A 21,521-nucleotide genomic window follows, 5' to 3' on the forward strand; every position below is an offset into this window, starting at 1 on the left:
AAACCAACCGCATCATTGCCCATAATTTGAGATTATGTAAAATGCTTTCCTTGCAACGGGCGAAGCCCTTTTGCGCCAACGCCTTCCAGCCGCCAGTGCAGTTATAATTTACACGGTTAGTCCTCCAATTCAAAACCAACAATTCCCCGCCACCCTTTCAAGGATGCAGAAAAATGGTGCAGAGAGTTTAGGGATTTAGCCAGTTCCTTCAGCCACTGTATTGCTTTTTTTCAGAGGAAAAGTTTAGTGGCAATACAGTCGCTTTCGTCACCGCACACAGTCGTATTCCATACTGAAGAAAATACTTTCGGCAGCCGCCATATTTTCACCACATTCCAAAAACACTTCAGTTTCATAGGCAAACATTTGTAGTGTGTTTGTGGCGCGTGCTGAAAATTCCCAAGCAAAGCATTTTCTTTCAGCATTCCATACCACTGTCTTTGCAGCCGCTTGTTACCATTCCGTCTTGCATCTCGGTTCTCGTATCTTGACTCTGTTGTAAAGCACCATTTTTCTGCGAGTTTGTTTCCCCGGTTTTCGAACACTTTCATAAATCCTTCTATTCAATAGGAATTGCGAAAGTGATTTTTGAAAAGAACTTGTATTTAACCTGCGACGATAACAACATAAAATTTTTTGGTAAAGATTTTGTTATCTGTCGTTTATGAAATTTTACTTTACTTTTCTTATTCTTTTTTTGCTTTTCAGTTGTGAAAGTAAAAAGGGCGCATCAAAACAGATGATAACTCACCCTGTAATTCAAGAGAATGTGGCGGAAACAATATCTTCAAAAACTGAAAATATCAAGAATACCATTTTAAAGAAAAATAACTTGTATTAAACACAATGATTGCTACTAAAACCAAAACACCGATGCTTACAGAGAAAAAAAATTTCTGCAATTGAACACAATGCTTAAATTCCTGCAACAATCTCTTTAAATCTTGAAATAGTTTTGATGAATATTCATCGAATTGCAATTCAACATTTTCGGGAATTTTCTCTTGAAATGATTGAATTAATTTTTTGACTTCCAAATAAGTTAATTTCGCCTGATTTTGGGTTTGAATGTTTTCTTCATTACTTTCAACCACCTTTTTCAGCAGTTCATAAATATCGTTCTGTTGTGTGTTTTGATTTTCCATTTTATCTAAACTTTCGTTTTTTGCGTTTTAATAATTCGTCGTCGACAGCGGTGTAAGTTGGTTTTAAAAATTCATCGACTGTTTTTCCAATCTCTTTGGAAACAGAAGTCTTCGAAATTTTTGTTTCTTCACTTTCCCTCATTTGTTCTAGCAAGGTTTGAATATGTTCAGCTCTTTCAAAGTTGGAGTTTAAAGTCGTTTTGATACCTGCAATTTTCAGTTTGTTGGTGATTTCTGAAAGTTTGTAGCCGGGTTTATATTGTCGCTCAGTTTGGTGGTTGATGTCTTCATATCGCACAATTCGCATTCCCGAAATTCCGTCTTTCACATTTTGTGAAAGTGTTACTCGATAACCCTTTAAATGCATTTTCATTACAAGATCGTCGAAGTTTTTAGCATATTTTAGCGAGTTCGTTAAAGCATTATACATCAACCGCTTTTTCTCGCTTCCAATCTCGATGTCTGTTTTCAAGTTCAGTTCCTGACAGACTTCTCGGACTGCTTTTCCAAAATCTTCTCCGATTTTATGTGCTGTAATCGTGTTTTCGCCAAAAGTGTTCACTCGGTTTACGATGAAATGAATGTGTTTTTGCTTCGTGGAAGAATGAATATCCAAACGGATTTGATTATCATCAGTAACCCCGACTTTCCTTAATGCCTTTAATGCCAAATCGGTCAGTTCTTCATTCGACAATTTATCACCAATCGATTTCTCCGGAGAAACATATCCTGTTAATGCCCAATTTTTCACATTCATATTTCTGCTGGCGACCGTTTTCATTTCTTTGAACTGTAGTTCGGAATCCTCGCTCAAAAGATTATTGCTGTAAATCATTTCCGCAGTTCCTTTGTCGTTTCCATTATATTCGACAGCGATTTTGGAAATTCGTCTAGTCGTTGCACTGTTATTCATCTTCTTGTAAATTATCTTCTGTTGCAGTATTCATTTTATTGTAGAGATAATCGTAGATTAATTTCGTCACAATTTCAATTTGGCTTAAAATTACTTTGGTCTGGTCTAGTTTTGAAAATTCTCGATGTCTCAGTAAATTTTTGATTCTGATGAAATTATTTCCGTAGTCGAGCAAAATTTTATCGGTTTCGAATTCTTTAATCTTTAGTTCTTTTTCGGTGATTACTAATCGATAATATTCTGAAAGTTTGAGATTGAATCTATCCGCTTTTCTTGAAACTTTTTCAAATTCCTTTTGTGTCAATCTTGTCGAAATCACGCTCGAAAATTGGTTCGCCGTCTTCTTTTTCAAACCTCCCTTTCGACCAATTTCTCGGAACCGGTTCTTTCTTTTTTCTTCTGCAACCTTTGCAATTTGCTGCTCGGAAATCTGCCTGACAAACTGTTTTAAAAAGTCATTTTTCATCTTGTGTTTATTTTGTGTTTAATTTTTTTATGATTATAAATTACTGGCTTGAATTCCATTTCCAAACAAGTGTTTCCGACGACAGGAGGAAACCAAAAAGCCCGATTTTTACGACAAGCCCCACGCTTGTTGTAAACATTGGGTACTTTTTGCACTAGACACATGGCAAGTTTTTACCCAGCCTTTTTAGAGCATTCCACCTGTGCTTATTTTGCGCAGGCCGGCTTGTATGAATCTTCATCTTTTTCTCCTGTAAATATTCCGGTTTTCCTCGGACTCGTGGATGGCTGTTTGATTTTTTTCAAGCTTATATTCAAGTGTCTTTTCTTCCTGTGATATCAGGAAATCATTCAGATCTTGATGAGGGAAATATTCATTCGACCGGTCATCTGCCTCCGGGAATATTTTCGAAATTGAATCCCTGCACTGTTCGCCGGCGCGGTCGTTATCCAAGTACATTTCGACACATTTATAATTTCCAAAAAGCCCGGATGCCTTGTGAACCATGGCGACAGAGTTCAGAATTAGATAGTCGGAAGGTGTCTTTTCCGGTTCTAAAATTTTAAGGGAGAGGTAATCGGTAAATCCCTCGAAAACCTTGAGGTTTTCAGAATTATTTTTTATCGTGGTGATATCCTTTTTTCCAAGACAGATTTTGGAAAAACTGCTGCGGATTTCGTAGCCTCCCGAATCGTTTTTGAATCCTAATCCGAAATAGTTCTTCCCATTCATTTCGTAATGAATTTCCTGAAGTTCAGATTTTTGAGATTCGAGTTTTCTATATTTTAAATATTCAATCAACGCTGGATGTGACACTTCTTTTACTTCTAATATTTGATAAGATTTAGTTTCTTCTTTTGGATTGTTTAAATTTCCCTTCTGCTTTTGAAAAGAAAAATCAAATTTTTCAAGATATTCAAGAGCATCGGATACAGTGCATTGTTTGAGCTCCTGAACTATCGACACGACATCGTATTGTTTTCCAGTGCCAAAATCGAAGGCAATATTTTGCACATAATTCACTAATAAACTTGGCGTTCGTTCTTGTCGATTGATAGCATAATAATAGGCTGTTTTCGGATGTTCTTTGCTTGGGAATAGAGAAAAACTTTCCATTACTTCTTTGATGCTGATATTCTCGTTCGCTTGTTTGCAGTTCATTTTTTGTGTTTTTTAAAGTTTATTTTTTTTATATCCAGTTATGTTTTTACCGTTTTTCCATACCTGCCTACCTAAATATTGAATATCAGTTAGTTATATCATTTTATGACTTACCTTGTTGTTACCTGTTAATTGGATCCCTTCTTTAACTATGGTAGTTTAGGTAAAGTCTTAGCTATTTTATTACCTTGATAAAAATTTGAAAATGAGTTATGTAAGTCCACTTAGGTAAGTAGGTAGGATAAATTGAATGTCAAGGATTTAAACTTTCTTTCAGTCAATCTTTCTTCGGATCAGGTAGCCGTACACCTGGAGTTTCGGATGCTTGATTCTTTCATACTTGAGCCTGGTGAGCGCCTTTCCGACCTTGATGTTGTTCAATCTTAAATTCAGGGCGTTGTTCATTGCCACAACGATGTCCGTCGCCGTAAGAAAGTCCTTGATGTCCTTCGATTTCTCGAAGTGAGCGGAAACGATTTCCTGCTCCAGTGAAAGCTGGGAAAACTGCTCGTTCCTCAGCTCGTTGGCCTCTATGTCCGAGAGAGTCATTTCCGGTTGGTAATTTTTTCTTTCAAAAGCATTGTGGTACGCCTGCGCCCATACCTTGTCTATTTCTATTTCCTCCACATAGGCGAAATCAATGTTTAAAACTTCGAAAACCAGCCACCTTACGCTTCCTGTCTCGTCGGTAAGGAAATCTGTTCTGTTGGTGGAGGCAACAAAGGAACATATCCTATCCATGTTCTCCGGCTTTCTCCCATACGGAACCCTTACTTTCGCGCCGCCCATCGAGATGAAGGATTTCAGCGTGTTGACATCCGATTTGGACAGGACGGCCAGCTCGTCGGCATTGAGGATAAAGTTTTTGCAGATGGCGATGATGCCGTCCTTGTCCACTGTGACATTTTCGGAATAATAATCCCTGAGCCCGTCTGGGATGAGGAACCGCAGGAAGGTGGTTTTGCCCGTGTTCTGTTTGGAACTTGCCAGCACGAGGCACTGCTTGTTGACATAGTCTTTCTTCAGGGCGCAGAGCACGGCGCGGGTCAGCCACTTCTCGAGATGGTAGCGGAACGCTTCGCTGTCGTTGGTCCGGACAAATCCCGCCAGCTTCCGAATATGGTCTTCGCCGTCCCAGCGGGTGAGTTTTTCAAAGTATTCCGCTATCGGGTTGTATCTCTTTATCAGGTGGCTCCGGACGAGAATCTCCAACTTCTGCATGGTGATTTGCATCCCTGCCTGTACGAGTTCTATCAGCAGGGAGTTGATGTTCAGCTCTGTCCAGCCCTCCTTTCCCTTTAGCGATATTTCTATCTCCAGGGCGATGGCGTTAAAGCGAAGGTCATACTTGCTTTCCAGATACTTGATCACCATATCGAAAATGGTAGTGGTCTCGGAAGCGGTTTGGTAAAGTACTGGGATTTTTTGCTCTTCAGCCGGCTTGTTGGTTATTTCTTCCATCGCTCCAGAATTTCCTGCTCGAATGCATCGTAGTCATCATTTTGTATTTCCTCCACATTATCCCCCAGAAGATAAGCTTCCAGGTCTTCTTTGCGAAAGTAAATTTTCTTTTGCCCCTTCTTTTTGTAGGCCTTCAGTTTGCCGTGGTGTTTGAGTTGGTAGAGATAGTCCGGATCCAGGTTGAGGAACAGCGCGGCCTCTTCCTTAGAATAGATGTTCTTGGTTCCGAGGGCGAGCATCTGTAGCGCCTTGGAGGTAAACTCTTTTTGCGAGTTTACCAAGGTGGACATTTGGCTTTCTAGCGCAGCTAGTCTTTCTTGGTCTTTCATTTCGTTGAATTTTGTTGAGGCCAAGATATTTCCCAAAGAAAAAGCCGCCTAAAAGCGACTTAAAAAGTTTTTTGTAAAATAAAACAACCTAAAGAAATGTGCGTTCAATAGGAGGTTTTGTTTTATAATATATTATGAAATTTAATTTTTAAAACGATAATAAATCGCATTTAAATAATTGATTTACAATAAAATGATTAATCTAAAATATTTATCTGACAAATTGAAAACACCCATATTCCTACTAAAAAAGACATCAAGAAAGATATTTCGACAAATTTTTAGAATTTATGGGCTGGTTTTCTAGTTCTCCCTTCCGTGTCAGGGCAGAAGCTGTTTCGTTTATGATTTCGGCAGTCTCCGCCTGAGAATATTTTTCTGCCTTGCAATTTTCAATCAGGTCGGTATATCGGGAGAAGAAGTCAAGGATAGGTTGAATACTCACGCCGTTTCGTGCAATTTTTGTAAAAACAATCTTGCCATTCTTTCTTTTTCTTAGCAGAAAATCCTCTAGCGGCTGTCTAGATTCCTCACTTATAAAATACTCCGTCATAAGGTTAGATATATTCAAATTTGTCGTGTTCCTTAACTCAAATGGAAAGTCCGAGGTTTTCAGCAATCGGTTATTTTCGTCAGCCAATAAATGAATCTCGGTGCTGATATCCTTATGAATCTGTATCTCTCCTGCTAGGCTTTCCTTAGTATGCTGAATTTCTTTTTTCAATTCGGCAGCATGATGGGTAACCGTATCGGCAGCATTTTGCTTCTCCAAGAAAACAAAGCGTTCGTCATATCTCTTCCTTTGAAATTCTCGAAACGCTTTCAGAGGTTTTCCGGGGTGATCCATTTTTGCCTCAAGCAATACCAAAATAATGATCTGTATAACGATATAGAAAAAGACTTCAACAAAGTCCGGCTCCACCTCCCGTATCTGCCTCAGTATCTTTACGCCCCAGAAGAATGAAAGTAAAACGGATATCGCCACGCCCGACACCACTATTAAAAAACGGTCTGTGTTCCAACTGTTATACCAACTGGCTTTCTCTGAACGATAATAATTGATGACAAATGGGCTTACAGCGAACCAGATCCGGCCAAGAAGAAAGCTCGGAATGAGTATTGTGAAAATTAGTATCGTGGTATAAGCGACAAGATATATACTATCCATTTAGTTTCTATACAAAATAACAGCACTAATATAGCAATAAAATAAATTTAAAATGTTCGTCAAATGTTCGTCAAAAATAAAAAAAGACACTTACAAAATTTCGTAAGTGTCTGATTTTCAGAGTGGCCCAGCTTGGGCTCGAACCAAGGACTTGCTGATTATGAGTCAGCTACTCTAACCAACTGAGTTACAAGGCCAAAAACTTCGGAAACGAATTCCCTGCGTTTTTACGAGGTGCAAAAATAAACTTTTTTCTATAGAATCAAAAATTTTCACAACTTTTCTTGACATAATTCTACCAAAACACCATTGGTAGATTTTGGATGCAAAAAAACCACCAGCTTATTATCCGCACCATCTTTTGGTTCCTCGGAGATGAATTGGAAGCCTTCTTTTTTTAATCTTTCAATCTCATCGAAGATATTATCCACCCCAAATGCTATATGATGAATCCCTTCGCCTTTTTTATCAATAAATTTTGCAATAGGACTATCGGGATTAGTCGCTTCCAAAAGTTCTATTTTGCTATCTCCTAACTCATAAAAAGAAGTAGTAACCCCTTCCCTTTCTACCGATTCTTTTTTGTAATTTTCTTTTCCTAAAAGCCGAGCAAAAAGGTGATCAGAAGTTTCGAGGGATTTTACAGCGATGCCGAGATGTTCTATTTTCATATTAAAGAATAATGATATTATTTAATGAATTTAGCAAAAAACCTTACAAATATTGCAGATCAGGTCTTCATACATGGGTTTTTAATTCAAACAAAAATAGTAAATTTGCGCCATGAACGAAAGCAACAGACAAAGAAAAGTAGCACAAATCATACAGGAAGATTTCGCAGAATTTTTCCGCAAGCAGGCTTCAGAAAGTAAACAAACGTTTCTGGTAACGGTATCGGATGTAAAAATAACTCGTGATTTGAGTATTGCAAAAATTTATTTAAGCATTTTCCCGCAAGAATTCCGCACGCAGATCATGAAGGAAATTAATGAAAATAAGGCGCAGTACCGAAATTTCATGGGGCAGAAAATGGGAAAACAAGTGAGAATTATTCCGGAAATCAATTTCTATTTGGACACCACGCTGGATGATGTAGAAAAAATTGAAAAAGAGCTGAGAGGCGAAGGCGATAATCCGATTCTTTAATCAAAATATTTTCCGATAAAATTTCCTGTTTTGAAAAACACCGCATTCTACATCGCAACCCGGTACTTGCTTGCCAAAAAAGGAAGTACTGCAGTTACCTTTATCACTTGGCTTGCTGCTTTGGCGATGATGGTTGCGGTGACGGCGATGTTTATCATTATTTCGGTTTTTTCGGGACTCGAGGATCTCAACCAGGATCTTATTGCGAATCTTCATGCGGATCTTACCGTAAAAAGTAAACAAGGAAAAACAATTCCTGACCTTGATAAAGTCACGAAAATTCTTCAGAGCGAAAAAGAAATTCAGCATTTCTCTAAAGTCATTGAAGAAAAAGTATACATCAATTTCCGGGAAAATGGCGACATTGCGAATTTGAGAGGGGTGGATTCGGCTTATATCTTGGTAAATCCCATTCATAAAAATATTTTCTACGGTAGCTATCCGAGTTTCAAATATTCCAATGAAGTTCTCATTGAAAATAAACTCGATAACCGACTTGCCATTCCGATCGGTGAAGGCTCCGAATTCGCAACTTTAATGATGCCCAAACCGGGAACCGGCCTTATCAGCAAAGAAGAAGATATTTTCAATAAAAGAGAGATTTTTCCATCGGGAGTTTTCCCAGGAAATGATCAGCTCGACAATATGATTATCTCACCGATCGAACTTACTTGGGAATTGCTGGATTTGCCAAAAAAATCCGCCTACCAAATTGTGATTAAACTTAATAATCCGGAAAACGCAGATTTGGTAAAGCAAAATCTTCAAAAATTATTAGGAAACCAATACGATCTGAAAACAAAAGCTGAAGAAAATGCTGCTTTCTGGAAGATGATCAATACTGAGAAACTGTTTATTTATCTGATTTTCGCGCTGGTAATTTTCATTACGACTTTCAATTTGGCAGGTGCAATTATTATTCTTCAACTCGACAAAAAGGAGCAGGCAAAATCGCTGATTTCTTTGGGAATGAATTTGAATTCATTAAGAAATATTTACTTCTACACCGGAGTTTTAATCGTGTTATTCGGTATTTTTAGCGGTTTAATCATCGGCACAGCGGTGAGTTATCTTCAAATTAGCACCGGATTTTTCAAGGCAGGAGCCAACACCGATTTGGCTTTCCCGGTTCGGATAAAATTCATCAATTACCTTATTGTAAGCGGAACTGCTGCATTGTTTGGTTTCGGAATTTCGTGGTTTTTCTCGAAAATAAACCGTTCTTATTTTTCTAATAATTAAGAATTTTTGCGTCGGTTTCTTTTATCTGACTTCTTTAATTTTTAGTATAAACTAAAGATAGATTCCGTTTCATAATTCAATTTGCCTTTACCAATAGTCTTTAAAAAGGATTAAATTAAATAATTATGAATTCCTTATAAATAGAATCTAAAGATTTGTTTTTTTCCTAACTTTGCCCTCCAATTTTATTTATAATTTAATGAAAAAATTCACTACTCTTTTGCTTGTCTTGATGTTTTCGATAGCATTGGCACAGGCTCCTGCCACTTATTATAATGGTACAGAAGGTTTAACCGGAGCAGCCTTGAAGACAAAACTCAAAAGCATCATTACAGCAGGTCATCAAGATCTCGGATATGAAGGTCTTTACACCGCATACCCGAGTACAGATACCGATCATTACTACGAAAACGACGGTTCGGTTTTAGATATGTACTCCGAAAATCCAACTGGAACCGATCCATATACTTATCGTCATGGTATTAAAAAATGCGGAAATTATAGTGTAGAAGGCGATTGCTACAACAGAGAACACGTGGTTCCACAAAGTTTGTTCAGCAAGAATGCACCGATGGTTTCCGACATTCACCATATTCGTCCAACCGACGGAAAAGTAAACGGAATGAGAAGCAACTATCCTTTCGGAACAGTTTCAAACCCTTCATTTACTTCAAAAAACGGAACTAAAGTTGGTCCAAACACCGCCGCAGGATATTCAGGTACTGTTTGTGAACCGATTGATGAATTCAAAGGCGATATCGCGAGAATGATTTTCTATTTTGTAACAAGATATGAAACGCAACTTTCTGGATTTTCTTCCGGAGGAATGTTAGGAGGTTCTGCCTATCCGGGACTTCAAACTTGGGAAAGAGATATTCTGATGACTTGGTCTGCTCAGGATCCAGTTTCTCCATCTGAAATTGAAAGAAACAATGCAGCTTATACTTTCCAAAAAAACAGAAACCCTTTCATCGATCATCCGGAATGGGTTCAGCAAATTTGGGGAACACAGGTTGTAGATACCCAAGCTCCAACTACACCAACAAATTTGCAAGTTGTTTCTACTTCAACCAACTCTGCTAACTTAGCTTGGACTGCTTCTACTGACAATATCGCAGTAGCGCATTACAAAATTTACTCAAACGGAAATTTTCATAGCAACGCAAGTTCCAATTCCGCAACCGTTTCCGGACTGAACCAAGGAACAACTTATAATTTCTATGTGATTGCTGCTGATGCTGCAGGAAATCTATCCACTCAAAGTAACACTGCTTCAGGCACCACTTTAATTGATACGCAAGCGCCTACAGCTCCTACTAATTTAGCAGTAACTTCCGTAGGAACCAACAACATCTCGGTACAATGGACTGCTTCAACCGACAATATCGGTGTGACTGCTTATGATATTTATGTAAATGGAGATTTGATGGGATCTACATCAGCGACTTCAACGAATATTGCGAACTTAAATCCTTTGACAACCTATACTATTTATGTAGTGGCGAAAGATGGCGGAAATAATGTATCGCCACAAAGTAATTCTGTAACCGCTACCACCACTGCAGTTGGAGCAAATTGTGGAGATGAAAACTTCGACAGTATTCCTACAAGTTCTTCCACCTACTCTACTTATAACTGGACCAGCAACGGAGTTTCTTGGACTTCAGAAGATTCCAGAACCGATCAAACCATCAACGGAAAAGCAATTACCATCCGAAACGGATTCCTTACCGCATTGTCTGTACCAAACGGAATTGGTGATTTAACCGTGACTACCCAATTGAAATTCAGCGGATCTGCAGGGACTTTAAAAGTATTGGTCAATGGTCAAGATACCGGAAAAACCATTCCTTATAGCTCCACCGCAACTACCACTACCGTAACCGGAATCAACGTAGCGGGAACGGTAGAAATCACCCTTCAAAACAGCAGCACTTCCAACAGAGTTGCAATTGATGATATGAAATGGACTTGCTACACTTTGGCAGCTGTAAACGAAAACGGAATCAACAAAAATGCTATTTCCATCTATCCGAATCCGGTAAAAAATGGTGAATTAAATGTTTCCGGTAAAAATTTATTTACCATTGAAACCGCACAAATCTTTGATTTCACCGGGAAAATAGTTCAGTCGATCAATCAGCCATTCAAAATTTCGAGCAAAATTACGTTGAAGAATTTACCGAAAGGTGTTTATATTCTGAAAGCTGCGAACAACAGCGCAAAATTTATTGTGGAATAATCGTAGATTTCAATTATAATTCATTCAAAGACTGGTTTTTTTACCAGTCTTTTTTTTAATTTTGAAGAATGGAACAGAAAAAATTAGGAATCATCGGGAAAAACATTTCGTACTCCTTTTCTAAAAAATATTTTGAAGACAAATTTCAGCGCTTGATGCTGAAAAATTATGCTTACGACGTTTACGATTTGCAAGACCTTTCCGGAATTGAAAACCTTCTCGAAACTCCTGATCTATTAGGATTGAACGTGACGATTCCTTTCAAAGAAAAAATCCTTCCTTATCTCGATGAACTGAGTGATGAAGCTCAAAAAACAGGTGCCGTAAATTGTATTTTATTTAAAAATGGCATCAAAAAAGGTTTTAATACCGATGTTTATGGCTTCGAAAAAACATTGTTGCTTCACCGAAAACCATCACATGATTCCGCGATTATTTTGGGAAATGGCGGCGCCGCAAAAGCCGTTCAATATGTTTTAGAACAACACCAGATTCCTTACATAACCGTTTCCAGAACCAACGATTTGAATTACGAAAACCTCAGTTCCGAAATCGTTGCAAAACATCCTTTGATTATCCAATGTACGCCGGTGGGAACTTTCCCGAATGTAGATGATTGTTTGAAATTTCCTTTCGAAGGAATCACGGAAAATCATTTAATTATTGATCTGATTTACAATCCCAACTACACCAGTTTCATCAAAAAAGCGGCAGAAAAAGGCGCAAAAACCGCCAATGGGTTCTACATGCTTGAGCAACAGGCAGAAAAAAACTGGGAAATTTGGAACTTTCGATAAAAATAAGTTAATTTAGTGCTTTAGTTACCAATAAATTGATGATTAAGAAATTTTGCCCTTTTTAATACTAATAAAACGTTTGCTATGATTACAGAAGATTCAATCTCTGACCACAATGAGAAAAAACCTGTCACCGAAGAGGTTTTCACAGAAAAAAACACAGAAACTCCAGCTGAAAAACCGGTAGAAATTGCTGAAGAAAAACCGGAAACATCGGCCGAAGTCTTGCAGGAAACTCCTGAACATCAAGCAGATGTAGACACCCAAAAATCGGCAGAAATCCCTCAGGAAAAAGTGCTTTCTGAAATCGATCCTGAAAAAGCAGACGATGGTGAACCGCACGATTTGCATCAAGAAGATGAATTGGAAAATGTGGCTCATTTGACTTTACCGGAAGTTTTGCAAGAAATGGAAACCGTCATCAATAAAGAAAATGCGGGTGCTTATTTCAGAAATTTCAACCAATTGAAAGAGCAAGCGAACCATTTTATTCATGATGAAACGGAAGATCAGAAGAACGAATTTGTTTCCGCCGGAAATCCTGAAGAAAATTTCAGTTTTCATCATCCAATGCAGGCAAAACTATCAAGTTTAATCCATATTTTCCGTGAAAAGAATGATGAATACGCCAAATTACAGGAAGAAAATCATTCAAAAAATCTGGAAGAAAGGCAAAATATCATTGAACAACTCAAGAATCTTTATACCCATACCGAAGCCGGAACCAATCTTTTCAAAGCAATTCGCGAGATCAAAGAGGCTTGGAAAAATGCCGGTCAAGTTGCAAAGTCAGAATTCAAATTGCTTAACAATAATTATTTCCATCATTTGAATCAGTTTTATCAAATGCTGGACATGAACAAAGAGTACATGGAGCAGGAATATGCTCATAATTTAGAGAAAAGATTGCACATCATCGAAAGAGCTAAAGAACTGGAAAAAGAACCTGCAGTACAAAAAGCACTGAACGAGCTTCAATACTTGCACAAACTTTGGAAAGAAGAAGCAGAGCCGGTTGCCGAAGAATTCAGAGAGAAAACTTGGGAAGAATTCAAGGAATTATCGAATAAAATTCATGAAAGAAAATCTGAACTTTCCGCACAAATTGATCAGGAACAACAATCCAACCTCGAGAAGAAAAATAAAATTATTGAGGAAATAAAAAAACTTAGTCTTCCCGAAAAAGAAGCCAACCACAATTATTGGCAAAATGCCATCAAAAAAATCGAGGATTTAAGAACCGAATTCCTGAAATTAGGAAGCGTTCCAAGGAAAGAATCCAACCAAAACTGGAATGATTTTAAGGTAAACCTTAGAAATTTCAACACCAAGAAAAACGAATTTTATAAAGGCCTAAAAAATAACCAACAAACCAACCTCGAAGAAAAGCTGAAACTGATCCAAACAGCCAAGGACAATAGCCTTTCTGAAGATTGGGAAATTACCGTTCCACTTTTCAAAAAACTGCAAGAGGACTGGAAAAAAATCGGACACGTTCCGAGAAGCATGACCAACAAAGTTTGGGACGAATTCCGTGAAGCGTGCAATACATTTTTCAACAATTATCGTGAGAAAAACAACGCCGTAAGCGACAACTGGAAAGAAAATTTCAAGAACAAAAAACAACTTCTCGATCAACTGAAAGAAATTACCGATCAGGAAGGAAGTATTGAAAAAATTGAAGCAATCAAAACCAGTTGGAATAATATCGGAAAGGTTCCTCGTGAGAAAATCGGCATCAATACAGAATTCAACAAAACGCTTAGAGAAAAACTGAAACTCAACAAAATCTTCGAATTTGATTTGAAAGAAGAAGGACTTTCTGAAAATCAACTGACCGACAAAGCCAGAAAAATCAAAAACCAAATTGCGGATTTGGAAGCTGAAATCGTGAAGATGGAAAATAACTTGAGTTTCTTCAGCAATTCGAATCGCGAAAATCCTTTATTGAAAGATACTTTCGAAAAAATAGACGAGAAAAAAGCTCAATTAGAAGCGATGAAACTGAGTTTGCACAAAATATTGTCCGGAGAAAATCATTAAATCGAACTATGATTAAGAAGTTATTTTTAATGTTGTTGATTGGAAGTTTGAGTTTCGTGAAAGCTCAAGAATATGCCCAGAGTATTTTGTCGATAGCCAATCCTATTGAATTTGACGGAACTGAATTTTTCCTGAATGAATCGAAACAACGCTCGAAAACACTGTTCCAGGAACAATACATCCCGAAAGATGAACGCCTTGAAAATTTCAACCAATTGATCGATTTTTCTTTTTTCAATAAAGAAATCGATATGGAACTTGCGGTTCGGCAAAAAGTGGAAATGGTGCAAAATCGCCGAGAAAAAGATAAATTTTCCCACGTCAATGTAACCGAAAGTCCGGATGGTGGGGAATACATTGTTGATTATTTCATCTCGGAAAGCCCTACAAATGGCGATTCGTATGTGGAATACAACATTTACCGGTTCAAGCAATCTGAAATTGGAGGTCAGAAAACTTTTTTAATGATTTCTTATGCAAAACGAATCTATGGGGATTTGAAATCTGCCGCGAAATCTTTGTCAAAACAACGCAACCACTTGATGAGCACAATGATTGAGTACAAAATTCCTGAAGTAAAAGTAACCAAAGCTTCTACCGGAAATTAATTTTTACAAAAAAACAACTACGAAACACCCGGCAAAAGTTGGGTGTTTTTCATTAAAACAAATTTTATTTCATCCAAAATGACCGACCAAATTTACATCAAACGCTGTATCGAACTTGCCCAAAAAGCTAGAGGAAAAACCTATCCAAATCCTTTGGTAGGAAGTGTGATTGTGCACAACGGTGAAATAATTGGTGAAGGATTCCATGAAAAAGCCGGTCAAAATCACGCAGAAATCAATGCGATTAATTCCGTGAAAAACCCGGAATTATTGAAGGATTCTACAATTTATGTTAGTTTGGAACCTTGTTCTCATTTCGGAAAAACTCCACCGTGCGCCAATAAAATTATTGAAATTGGATTTAAAAAAGTAGTGATCGGAACTTTGGATTCTCATGAAAAAGTAAATGGAAAAGGAAAAAAATTAATTGAAGACGCAGAAATAGAAGTAGTTTCAGGAATTTTGGATGAAGAATGCAAAGAACTTAACAAAAGATTTTTCACTTTTCATCAGAAAAAAAGACCTTTTATTGTATTAAAATGGGCGCAATCCGGAGACGGTTTTATGGACAAAGATTTTAAGCCTTTTCAAATTGGAAATCCTCTGACAAAACAATTTGTTCATCAATTAAGAAGTGAAGAACATACTATTTTGGTGGGAACTAATACCGCTTTACATGACAATCCAAGCTTAACGACGAGAGAAGTTGTCGGAAGAAATCCCGTTAGAATTTTGATTGATTTCGATTTAAAAATACCTGAAAATTTTAATGTTTTTAATGAAGAAGCGCCAACTTTGGTTTTAAATTCCATCAAAAATTCGGTGGAAGGACACATTCAATTCATCAAAATAGAAAAAGAGAATTTCATTGAAAATTTAATGAAAACCCTTTACGACCAACAAATTCAATCGGTTCTCGTTGAAGGCGGAAGATTTACTTTGCAACAATTTATAGATGCCGGTATTTGGGACGAAGCCATCATCATTAGAAATAAAAATCTTGAGTTGGAAAACGGAACGCACGCGCCAAATTTCCCAGCAAAAAGTTATAAAACTGAAATTTTCAGAAATAATAATGTGAAATTTTACAAAAATTATTAATCCTTGGAATTCTCATTCAACACGATAAAATCTGCAATAGAAAACGTTCTTTTGAAAGAAAAAGGAAGTAAGTTTTTGAGTTTTGCATTTCCATTAAATGATGAAAATGACATCAAAAAATACTTATATAAAATTCGCGAAGAACATCCGAAAGCAACACACCATTGCTACGCTTTTCGCTATGGCATAAATGGTGAAAATTATCGCGCTAATGACGATGGAGAACCTTCTGGAAGTGCAGGTTTACCGATATACAATCAATTGTTGGCGCATGAAATCACGAACGTGTTGGTGATTGTAGTTCGATATTACGGTGGAACAAAATTGGGAGTTTCCGGTTTGGTGAAAACATATAAAGAATCCGCAAAATTGGCTTTGGACGAAGCGGAAATCATTACAAAAGAATTGGAATCCGATCTTGAAATACATTTTGAATTTCATCAACAAAACCAAATTTTCACTTTGCTGAATAAATTTGATGGAAAAATAATGGACTTTTTGACCGATAAAAAATGCACCATTAAAGCCAGAATTAAAACTTCATTAAAAGAAAACATCTCGGAACAATTGTCCGAGATGCAACATATTTCTTTTGAGTATTTATAAAGCTTAATCCCTTCTTCCCATCAGCATCGAAGCCCAATAAAGCAACTGCGCCAATGATCCTAGAGCTGCCACCAAATAAGTTCTGGCTGCCCATTTCAGAGCGTCTTGAACGCCAACATATTCTTCTGGAGTTACGGTTCCGGTGTCTTTCAACCATTTCATCGCTCTGTTGCTCGCGTCGTATTCCACCGGCAAAGTAACGAAGGCAAACAAAGTGGTTACCGCAAACATCAACACGCCAATTGCCAAAACAGTTGTGTTTCCGTTCGGATTGTCGATGGTTCTTGTCGCAGCCATCAAACCAATACCAGCAATGAGTACAAACTGCATTAAATTAGAACTGATATTCACAATCGGAACCAATTTGGACCTCAATTGCAACATGGAATAACCAACTGCATGTTGCACTGCGTGTCCACATTCGTGAGCCGCAACCGCTGCTGCTGCTGCATTTCTTTGCATATAAACTCCTTCGGATAAATTCACGGTTTTATTGGCAGGATTATAGTGATCAGTCAACTGACCAGGAACAGAAATCACTCGAACATCGGTAATTCCGTTATCCCTCAACATTTTTTCAGCCACTTCTTTTCCGGACATCCCATTTCGGAGGTGCACTTTCGAGTAATGTTCAAATTTAGATTTCAGCCTTGCAGAAACCAACCAACTTACGAGCATTGAAATCCCAATAATTAAATAATAGCCTGTCATTTTATTTTATGTTTTAATAGGTTTTAAAATCGCTTTACTGATGTAAAAAATGTGCCAAAGTTTTGAAATTTATTTTAATCAATTATATTTGTTTATTCAAATCAAAAAGCATGTCTGAAATCTCAGTAATTGAAGTAAAAACATCAAAGGATTTAATGAATTTCATTAAATTTCCAATGGAACTTTACAAAAATAATGAAAATTATGTCCCATCCTTAATTAATGAAGAAAAAAACATTTGGAATCCGTCGGAAAACCCGGCTTTAGGTTATTCTGAGGCGAAACAATTTCTTGCGTACAAAAACGGAAAAATTGTAGGTCGAATAGCCATAATGATTAATCATAAAGAAGAAAAAGAACTGGGTATCAGCAAGGTGCGTTTTGGATGGTTAGATTTTATTGATGATCTTGAAGTTTCGAAAGCACTGATTGACACTGCGATTTCATTTGCCAAAGAGAAAAACATCAACAAGATTGAAGGCCCGATGGGTTTCACCAATCTGGACAAAGCCGGAATGTTAACCATGGGTTTTGACAAATTGGCAACGATGATTGGCTTATATAATTTCGATTATTACCCAAAACATTTAGAAAAATTGGGCTTGGTAAAAGAAAAAGAATGGGTAGAATTTGAAATGAATTTCCCAACAGTTTTGCCGGAACGAGTTGAAAAATTCAGCAGTTTAATTGCACAAAAATACAAGCTTAAAGTAATCGATTTTAAGAATAAAAAAGAAATTCTGCCTTTGGTAGAACCCATGTTTAAGTTGCTGGATCAAACATATAATTCCCTGTCGACCTACACGCCGATTACCGATGAACAGATTAAAACCTACAAAGAAAAATATTTTCCCTACATCGACAAAAATTATGTGATTTGTGTGGAAGATGAGAATCATCAGTTGGTTTCTTTTGCCATTACGATGCCTTCCTATTCGCAGGCTTTGCGTAAGTCTAAAGGAAAACTTTGGCCTTTTGGTTGGTGGCATTTTTTGCAAGCGGGCAAAAAAAATGATCGAGCCAATTTTTATCTCATTGGCATTCATCCGGAATATCAGCGACGTGGCGTTACTGCTATTATTTTTAAGGAAATTTTTGTAAGATTTAATAAAATGGGAATTAAATTTGCCGAAACCAACCCGGAGTTAGAGGAAAACAAAAGTGTGCAGGTTTTATGGCAGGATTACAACCCGGTAAATCATAAGCGCAGACGTACCTACTCCATGGAAATTGATTAGTTGAAAACCATAAAAATCATAAAATAAAAAATGAAGAAGCAACTGTATATTTATTTAGCGATGATTATAGCATTCATTGCATATAATCAGTTTTTTCAGGTTCCGGATGAGCGGTTGAATACCTTGATCAACATCCTTTTTGCCAGTTTTTTATTTTTATACATTGGTTATGTAGCTTATCTTGTACTGAAACGTCTTAAGAATTCGGGTAAAAAATAGGTTATTTTTATTGATTCTAAATTAGTGAAAATCTCTTTTTACATCATAATTTCAGGGGTTAAATTTCCTCTTTAAATCTTTATTCATTAAATTTGCAGATTGAGAAAATAATGTAGACATGAATATACCAGAAAACTATCTTCCGATTCTTATACAGATAGCTGTAGGTTTTGGATTCGTTGTACTTTGTATTTTAGGCACCCACTTTTTAGGACCTAGGCAAAAGGTCTCTTCAGTTAAGAAGAACGAAAGTTTTGAGTGTGGTGTGGAAGTAGAAGGAAATGCTAGAAACCCTTTTTCTGTAAAATATTTTCTTACTGCAATTCTATTTGTACTTTTCGATATCGAAATCGTATTCTTCTATCCATACGCGGTAAATATCCGTGAATTTGGTATGGAAGGATTTTTTGCTGTACTTACTTTCATTGCAGTATTCTTCGTCGCTTTCATTTATGTATGGAAACGCGGTGCTTTAGACTGGGACAGGTAATCTTGTTTCATTTACTTTAATTAATCTTAAGAAAACAAAAAAAATGTCAGATACTAAACCAATCATTAGAATGGATGCTGAACCACCGGAAGGTTTTGAGGGCGAAGGCTTTTTTGCCACCAAACTCAGCAGCGTGATCGGAATGGCCAGAAAATATTCTCTTTGGCCGTTGCCATTTGCTACTTCTTGTTGTGGTATTGAATTCATGGCCGTACTGAACCCTACTTATGATGCTTCCCGATTCGGAATGGAGAGAAACTCTTTCTCCCCAAGACAAGCGGATATGTTGATGGTATGTGGTACAATATCGAAAAAACTAGGTCCTGTATTGAAGCAGGTTTACACCCAAATGGCAGAACCAAAATGGGTAATTGCCGTTGGTGCATGCGCTTCTAGTGGAGGTATTTTCGATACCTACTCTGTTTTGCAAGGTATAGATAAAATAATTCCGGTAGATGTATATGTACCCGGTTGCCCACCAAGACCTGAGCAAATCATCGAAGGAGTAATGCAAGTACAAGCACTTTGCGAAAGCGAAAGCATCCGAAGAAGAGACATGCCAGAATACAAAGAATTACTCGAATCCTACGACATAAACTAATTGGAAATGACAAACGAATTCGTTTTAGAAGCAATTACCAGAGAATTTCCAGAATCGGTGATTTCCCATTCGGAACCTTATGGTTTTCTCACGATTGAAATAAAAAAAGAGGATATCAAAAAAGTAATTCACCACCTTAGAAATTCTTCTTTAGAAATTAATTTCCTCACGGATATTTGTGGTATCCATCATCCTGAAAATTCGGCAAAAGAAATCGGAGTAGTCTATCATCTTCACAATATGATGACCAACTTTAGGATTCGTCTTAAAACATTTATGCCAAAAGAAAACGCCGAGGTAGATTCTTTGACCGATTTATACGCTGGTGCAAACTGGATGGAAAGAGAAACTTATGAATTCTATGGCGTAAAATTTAAAGGTCATCCGGATCTACGGGTGATCCTCAATATGGAAGACATTGGCTATCATCCTATGTTAAAGGAATACCGCCTAGAAGATGGTACCAGAACGGATAAAGATGACAAAATGTTCGGACGATAAAAAATGCAAACCGCTTTTTGCAGATTTTACTCAATTTCCGCCAAAAGCCAAAAGCCAAAATCAATTATGAAAGACAACGCGCTATCCAATATACTCAGCCAACACGATTCAAAAGAACATATTGATGGGCAGCTCTATACCCTGAATTTGGGACCAACACACCCGGCTACTCACGGTATTTTCCAAAATATTCTTACGATGGACGGAGAAAGAATTCTGCACTCCGAGCAAACCATCGGTTATATTCACCGTGCTTTCGAGAAGATTTCTGAAAGAAGAAATTTTGCACAGATCACTACCCTTACCGATAGAATGAACTATTGTTCTGCTCCAATTAACAATATTGGGTGGCATCTTACGGTTGAAAAACTCATCGGTTGTGAAGTGCCAAAAAGAGTGGATTATATGAGGGTCATCATGATGGAATTGGCTAGAATTGGCGACCACATGATTTGTAACGGTGTAACGGCAATGGATGCCGGCGCAATTACAGGACTTACCTATCTCTTCCAGGAAAGAGAAAAAATATACGAAATGTATGAGCAAATTTGTGGGGCAAGAATGACCACAAATATGGGAAGAATCGGAGGTTTCGAAAGAGATTTCAACCCGAAATTCCATGAGCTTTTACAAAATTGGTTGAAGACATTCCCAAAAATCTGGGGCGAATTCTGTGCATTAAACGAGAGAAATCGAATTTTCATGGACCGAACCATCAAAGCCGGCCCGATCTCTGCAGAAAGAGCATTGAGCTATGGCTTCACTGGGCCTAACCTTCGCGCAACCGGTGTAGATTATGATGTGCGAGTAGCAAGCCCATATTCCTCTTACAACGATTTCGATTTTATTATTCCTGTAGGAACTTCAGGAGATACTTATGACCGATTTATGGTAAGACAGCAAGAGGTTTGGGAATCTTTGAAAATCATCGAACAAGCCTATAAAAATTTACCAGATGGTCCTTTCCATGCGGATGTGCCGAAATTTTACCTTCCAGAAAAAGCAGATGTTTACACCAAGATGGAAGCATTGATCTATCACTTCAAAATCGTGATGGGAGAAACTGATGTTCCTGTTGGTGAAGTGTACCACGCTGTAGAAGGTGGAAACGGAGAATTAGGATTTTATCTTGTAAGTGATGGTGGCAGAACCCCATATCGATTACATTTCCGAAGACCTTGTTTCATCTATTATCAAGCTTATCCCGAGATGATCAAAGGGGCAATGATTTCCGATGCCATAGTTACCATGTGTAGCATGAACGTGATTGCGGGCGAGCTGGACGCATAAAAAATGTTGACTTTAGATTATCAATTTTAAAATAATCTAAAGT

General features: G+C 37.5%; 23 protein-coding genes and 1 tRNA gene. 14 read left to right on the top strand and 10 right to left on the bottom strand.

Features of this window, described 5'->3' with window-relative positions; all coding sequences use genetic code 11:
* Positions 1–803: 803 nt before the first annotated feature.
* The 9 genes from H0S70_RS05840 to mce all read right to left on the bottom strand — a co-directional run bounded on the left by H0S70_RS05840 (position 804) and on the right by mce (position 7,314).
* Positions 804–1,145, bottom strand: coding sequence for a hypothetical protein (locus H0S70_RS05840; protein WP_188322031.1), 342 nt, complete (start codon positions 1,143–1,145; stop codon positions 804–806).
* Position 1,146: 1 nt separating this feature from the next.
* Positions 1,147–2,058, bottom strand: coding sequence for a relaxase/mobilization nuclease domain-containing protein (locus H0S70_RS05845; protein WP_188322032.1), 912 nt, complete (start codon positions 2,056–2,058; stop codon positions 1,147–1,149).
* Positions 2,051–2,524: a plasmid mobilization protein gene (locus H0S70_RS05850; protein ID WP_188322033.1), complete on the bottom strand. Its 474-nt coding sequence runs from the start codon at positions 2,522–2,524 to the stop codon at positions 2,051–2,053. Before H0S70_RS05850 ends, H0S70_RS05845 begins: the two co-directional genes overlap by 8 nt.
* Positions 2,525–2,761: 237 nt before the next feature.
* The gene (locus tag H0S70_RS05855; RefSeq protein ID WP_188322034.1) at positions 2,762–3,685 is read right to left on the bottom strand and encodes a toprim domain-containing protein; all 924 of its coding nucleotides are present in this window, start codon (positions 3,683–3,685) and stop codon (positions 2,762–2,764) included.
* Between the two features lie 273 nt (positions 3,686–3,958).
* Positions 3,959–5,146, bottom strand: coding sequence for a VapE domain-containing protein (locus tag H0S70_RS05860; protein WP_188322035.1), 1,188 nt, complete (start codon positions 5,144–5,146; stop codon positions 3,959–3,961).
* A complete protein-coding gene (locus H0S70_RS05865; protein ID WP_078704759.1) occupies positions 5,134–5,475 on the bottom strand; it encodes a helix-turn-helix domain-containing protein in 342 nt (113 codons plus the stop codon). The genes H0S70_RS05860 and H0S70_RS05865 overlap by 13 nt, the downstream gene beginning before the upstream one ends.
* 256 nt (positions 5,476–5,731) lie before the next feature.
* On the bottom strand, positions 5,732–6,643 hold the full coding sequence (locus H0S70_RS05870) for a hypothetical protein (RefSeq protein ID WP_188322036.1): 912 nt from the start codon (positions 6,641–6,643) through the stop codon (positions 5,732–5,734).
* A gap of 123 nt (positions 6,644–6,766) precedes the next feature.
* Positions 6,767–6,840: transfer RNA gene (locus H0S70_RS05875), tRNA-Ile, on the bottom strand.
* 75 nt (positions 6,841–6,915) lie between these two features.
* The gene (gene mce, locus H0S70_RS05880; RefSeq protein WP_123248085.1) at positions 6,916–7,314 is read right to left on the bottom strand and encodes a methylmalonyl-CoA epimerase; all 399 of its coding nucleotides are present in this window, start codon (positions 7,312–7,314) and stop codon (positions 6,916–6,918) included.
* 112 nt (positions 7,315–7,426) lie between these two features.
* Between mce and rbfA the strand changes: the two genes are divergently transcribed.
* From rbfA to H0S70_RS05920, 8 genes are all read left to right on the top strand, one after another.
* Positions 7,427–7,789 (top strand): 30S ribosome-binding factor RbfA, encoded by a 363-nt coding sequence (rbfA, locus tag H0S70_RS05885; protein ID WP_123905084.1) that lies wholly within the window; start codon positions 7,427–7,429, stop codon positions 7,787–7,789.
* A 30-nt stretch (positions 7,790–7,819) separates the two neighbouring features.
* Positions 7,820–9,031: an ABC transporter permease gene (locus H0S70_RS05890; protein ID WP_188322037.1), complete on the top strand. Its 1,212-nt coding sequence runs from the start codon at positions 7,820–7,822 to the stop codon at positions 9,029–9,031.
* A 199-nt stretch (positions 9,032–9,230) separates the two neighbouring features.
* Positions 9,231–11,273: an endonuclease gene (locus tag H0S70_RS05895; RefSeq protein WP_188322038.1), complete on the top strand. Its 2,043-nt coding sequence runs from the start codon at positions 9,231–9,233 to the stop codon at positions 11,271–11,273.
* A gap of 68 nt (positions 11,274–11,341) precedes the next feature.
* A complete protein-coding gene (locus tag H0S70_RS05900) occupies positions 11,342–12,070 on the top strand; it encodes a shikimate dehydrogenase family protein (protein WP_188322039.1) in 729 nt (242 codons plus the stop codon).
* A gap of 84 nt (positions 12,071–12,154) precedes the next feature.
* Positions 12,155–14,113 (top strand): DUF349 domain-containing protein, encoded by a 1,959-nt coding sequence (locus tag H0S70_RS05905; RefSeq protein WP_188322040.1) that lies wholly within the window; start codon positions 12,155–12,157, stop codon positions 14,111–14,113.
* An 8-nt stretch (positions 14,114–14,121) separates the two neighbouring features.
* Complete coding sequence (locus tag H0S70_RS05910) at positions 14,122–14,721, top strand: hypothetical protein (protein WP_188322041.1); 600 nt, start codon at positions 14,122–14,124, stop codon at positions 14,719–14,721.
* Between the two features lie 78 nt (positions 14,722–14,799).
* Entirely contained in the window at positions 14,800–15,822 is a 1,023-nt protein-coding gene (ribD, locus tag H0S70_RS05915) for a bifunctional diaminohydroxyphosphoribosylaminopyrimidine deaminase/5-amino-6-(5-phosphoribosylamino)uracil reductase RibD (RefSeq protein ID WP_188322042.1), read from the top strand.
* A 3-nt stretch (positions 15,823–15,825) separates the two neighbouring features.
* Positions 15,826–16,428 (top strand): IMPACT family protein, encoded by a 603-nt coding sequence (locus H0S70_RS05920; RefSeq protein WP_188322043.1) that lies wholly within the window; start codon positions 15,826–15,828, stop codon positions 16,426–16,428.
* 3 nt (positions 16,429–16,431) lie between these two features.
* Here the strand turns inward: H0S70_RS05920 and H0S70_RS05925 are convergent, their stop codons facing one another.
* A complete protein-coding gene (locus H0S70_RS05925; protein WP_188322044.1) occupies positions 16,432–17,139 on the bottom strand; it encodes a zinc metallopeptidase in 708 nt (235 codons plus the stop codon).
* A 110-nt stretch (positions 17,140–17,249) separates the two neighbouring features.
* Here H0S70_RS05925 and H0S70_RS05930 point away from each other — a divergent pair, with 110 nt between their 5' ends.
* The 6 genes from H0S70_RS05930 (at position 17,250) to H0S70_RS05955 (ending at position 21,478) form a co-directional block, all read left to right on the top strand.
* Positions 17,250–18,377: a GNAT family N-acetyltransferase gene (locus H0S70_RS05930; RefSeq protein WP_031502398.1), complete on the top strand. Its 1,128-nt coding sequence runs from the start codon at positions 17,250–17,252 to the stop codon at positions 18,375–18,377.
* 30 nt (positions 18,378–18,407) lie between these two features.
* Positions 18,408–18,596: a hypothetical protein gene (locus tag H0S70_RS05935; RefSeq protein ID WP_088264695.1), complete on the top strand. Its 189-nt coding sequence runs from the start codon at positions 18,408–18,410 to the stop codon at positions 18,594–18,596.
* Between the two features lie 118 nt (positions 18,597–18,714).
* Complete coding sequence (locus H0S70_RS05940) at positions 18,715–19,086, top strand: NADH-quinone oxidoreductase subunit A (RefSeq protein WP_031501806.1); 372 nt, start codon at positions 18,715–18,717, stop codon at positions 19,084–19,086.
* 43 nt (positions 19,087–19,129) lie between these two features.
* Positions 19,130–19,687, top strand: a complete 558-nt coding sequence (locus H0S70_RS05945; protein ID WP_088264696.1) for an NADH-quinone oxidoreductase subunit B — start codon at positions 19,130–19,132, stop codon at positions 19,685–19,687.
* Between the two features lie 6 nt (positions 19,688–19,693).
* Positions 19,694–20,188, top strand: coding sequence for an NADH-quinone oxidoreductase subunit C (locus H0S70_RS05950; RefSeq protein ID WP_123248096.1), 495 nt, complete (start codon positions 19,694–19,696; stop codon positions 20,186–20,188).
* A 66-nt stretch (positions 20,189–20,254) separates the two neighbouring features.
* The gene (locus H0S70_RS05955; protein ID WP_188322045.1) at positions 20,255–21,478 is read left to right on the top strand and encodes an NADH-quinone oxidoreductase subunit D; all 1,224 of its coding nucleotides are present in this window, start codon (positions 20,255–20,257) and stop codon (positions 21,476–21,478) included.
* The last annotated feature ends 43 nt before the right edge of the window (positions 21,479–21,521 follow it).

The organism is Chryseobacterium manosquense, from assembly GCF_014623485.1.
GTDB lineage: Bacteria > Bacteroidota > Bacteroidia > Flavobacteriales > Weeksellaceae > Kaistella > Kaistella haifensis.

Excerpts from the sequence above, each read along its gene's own strand:
- H0S70_RS05930 (WP_031502398.1), top strand. The coding sequence starts at position 17,250 with ATGTCTGAAATCTCAGTAATTGAAGTAAAAACATCAAAGGATTTAATG.
- H0S70_RS05895 (WP_188322038.1), top strand. The coding sequence starts at position 9,231 with ATGAAAAAATTCACTACTCTTTTGCTTGTCTTGATGTTTTCGATAGCA.
- H0S70_RS05950 (WP_123248096.1), top strand. The coding sequence starts at position 19,694 with ATGACAAACGAATTCGTTTTAGAAGCAATTACCAGAGAATTTCCAGAA.
- H0S70_RS05855 (WP_188322034.1), bottom strand. The coding sequence starts at position 3,685 with ATGAACTGCAAACAAGCGAACGAGAATATCAGCATCAAAGAAGTAATG.
- H0S70_RS05860 (WP_188322035.1), bottom strand. The coding sequence starts at position 5,146 with ATGGAAGAAATAACCAACAAGCCGGCTGAAGAGCAAAAAATCCCAGTA.
- H0S70_RS05865 (WP_078704759.1), bottom strand. The coding sequence starts at position 5,475 with ATGAAAGACCAAGAAAGACTAGCTGCGCTAGAAAGCCAAATGTCCACC.
- H0S70_RS05940 (WP_031501806.1), top strand. The coding sequence starts at position 18,715 with ATGAATATACCAGAAAACTATCTTCCGATTCTTATACAGATAGCTGTA.
- H0S70_RS05840 (WP_188322031.1), bottom strand. The coding sequence starts at position 1,145 with ATGGAAAATCAAAACACACAACAGAACGATATTTATGAACTGCTGAAA.
- ribD (WP_188322042.1), top strand. The coding sequence starts at position 14,800 with ATGACCGACCAAATTTACATCAAACGCTGTATCGAACTTGCCCAAAAA.
- H0S70_RS05845 (WP_188322032.1), bottom strand. The coding sequence starts at position 2,058 with ATGAATAACAGTGCAACGACTAGACGAATTTCCAAAATCGCTGTCGAA.
- H0S70_RS05900 (WP_188322039.1), top strand. The coding sequence starts at position 11,342 with ATGGAACAGAAAAAATTAGGAATCATCGGGAAAAACATTTCGTACTCC.
- H0S70_RS05925 (WP_188322044.1), bottom strand. The coding sequence starts at position 17,139 with ATGACAGGCTATTATTTAATTATTGGGATTTCAATGCTCGTAAGTTGG.
- rbfA (WP_123905084.1), top strand. The coding sequence starts at position 7,427 with ATGAACGAAAGCAACAGACAAAGAAAAGTAGCACAAATCATACAGGAA.
- H0S70_RS05955 (WP_188322045.1), top strand. The coding sequence starts at position 20,255 with ATGAAAGACAACGCGCTATCCAATATACTCAGCCAACACGATTCAAAA.
- H0S70_RS05945 (WP_088264696.1), top strand. The coding sequence starts at position 19,130 with ATGTCAGATACTAAACCAATCATTAGAATGGATGCTGAACCACCGGAA.
- H0S70_RS05935 (WP_088264695.1), top strand. The coding sequence starts at position 18,408 with ATGAAGAAGCAACTGTATATTTATTTAGCGATGATTATAGCATTCATT.
- H0S70_RS05910 (WP_188322041.1), top strand. The coding sequence starts at position 14,122 with ATGATTAAGAAGTTATTTTTAATGTTGTTGATTGGAAGTTTGAGTTTC.
- H0S70_RS05905 (WP_188322040.1), top strand. The coding sequence starts at position 12,155 with ATGATTACAGAAGATTCAATCTCTGACCACAATGAGAAAAAACCTGTC.
- mce (WP_123248085.1), bottom strand. The coding sequence starts at position 7,314 with ATGAAAATAGAACATCTCGGCATCGCTGTAAAATCCCTCGAAACTTCT.
- H0S70_RS05850 (WP_188322033.1), bottom strand. The coding sequence starts at position 2,524 with ATGAAAAATGACTTTTTAAAACAGTTTGTCAGGCAGATTTCCGAGCAG.
- H0S70_RS05870 (WP_188322036.1), bottom strand. The coding sequence starts at position 6,643 with ATGGATAGTATATATCTTGTCGCTTATACCACGATACTAATTTTCACA.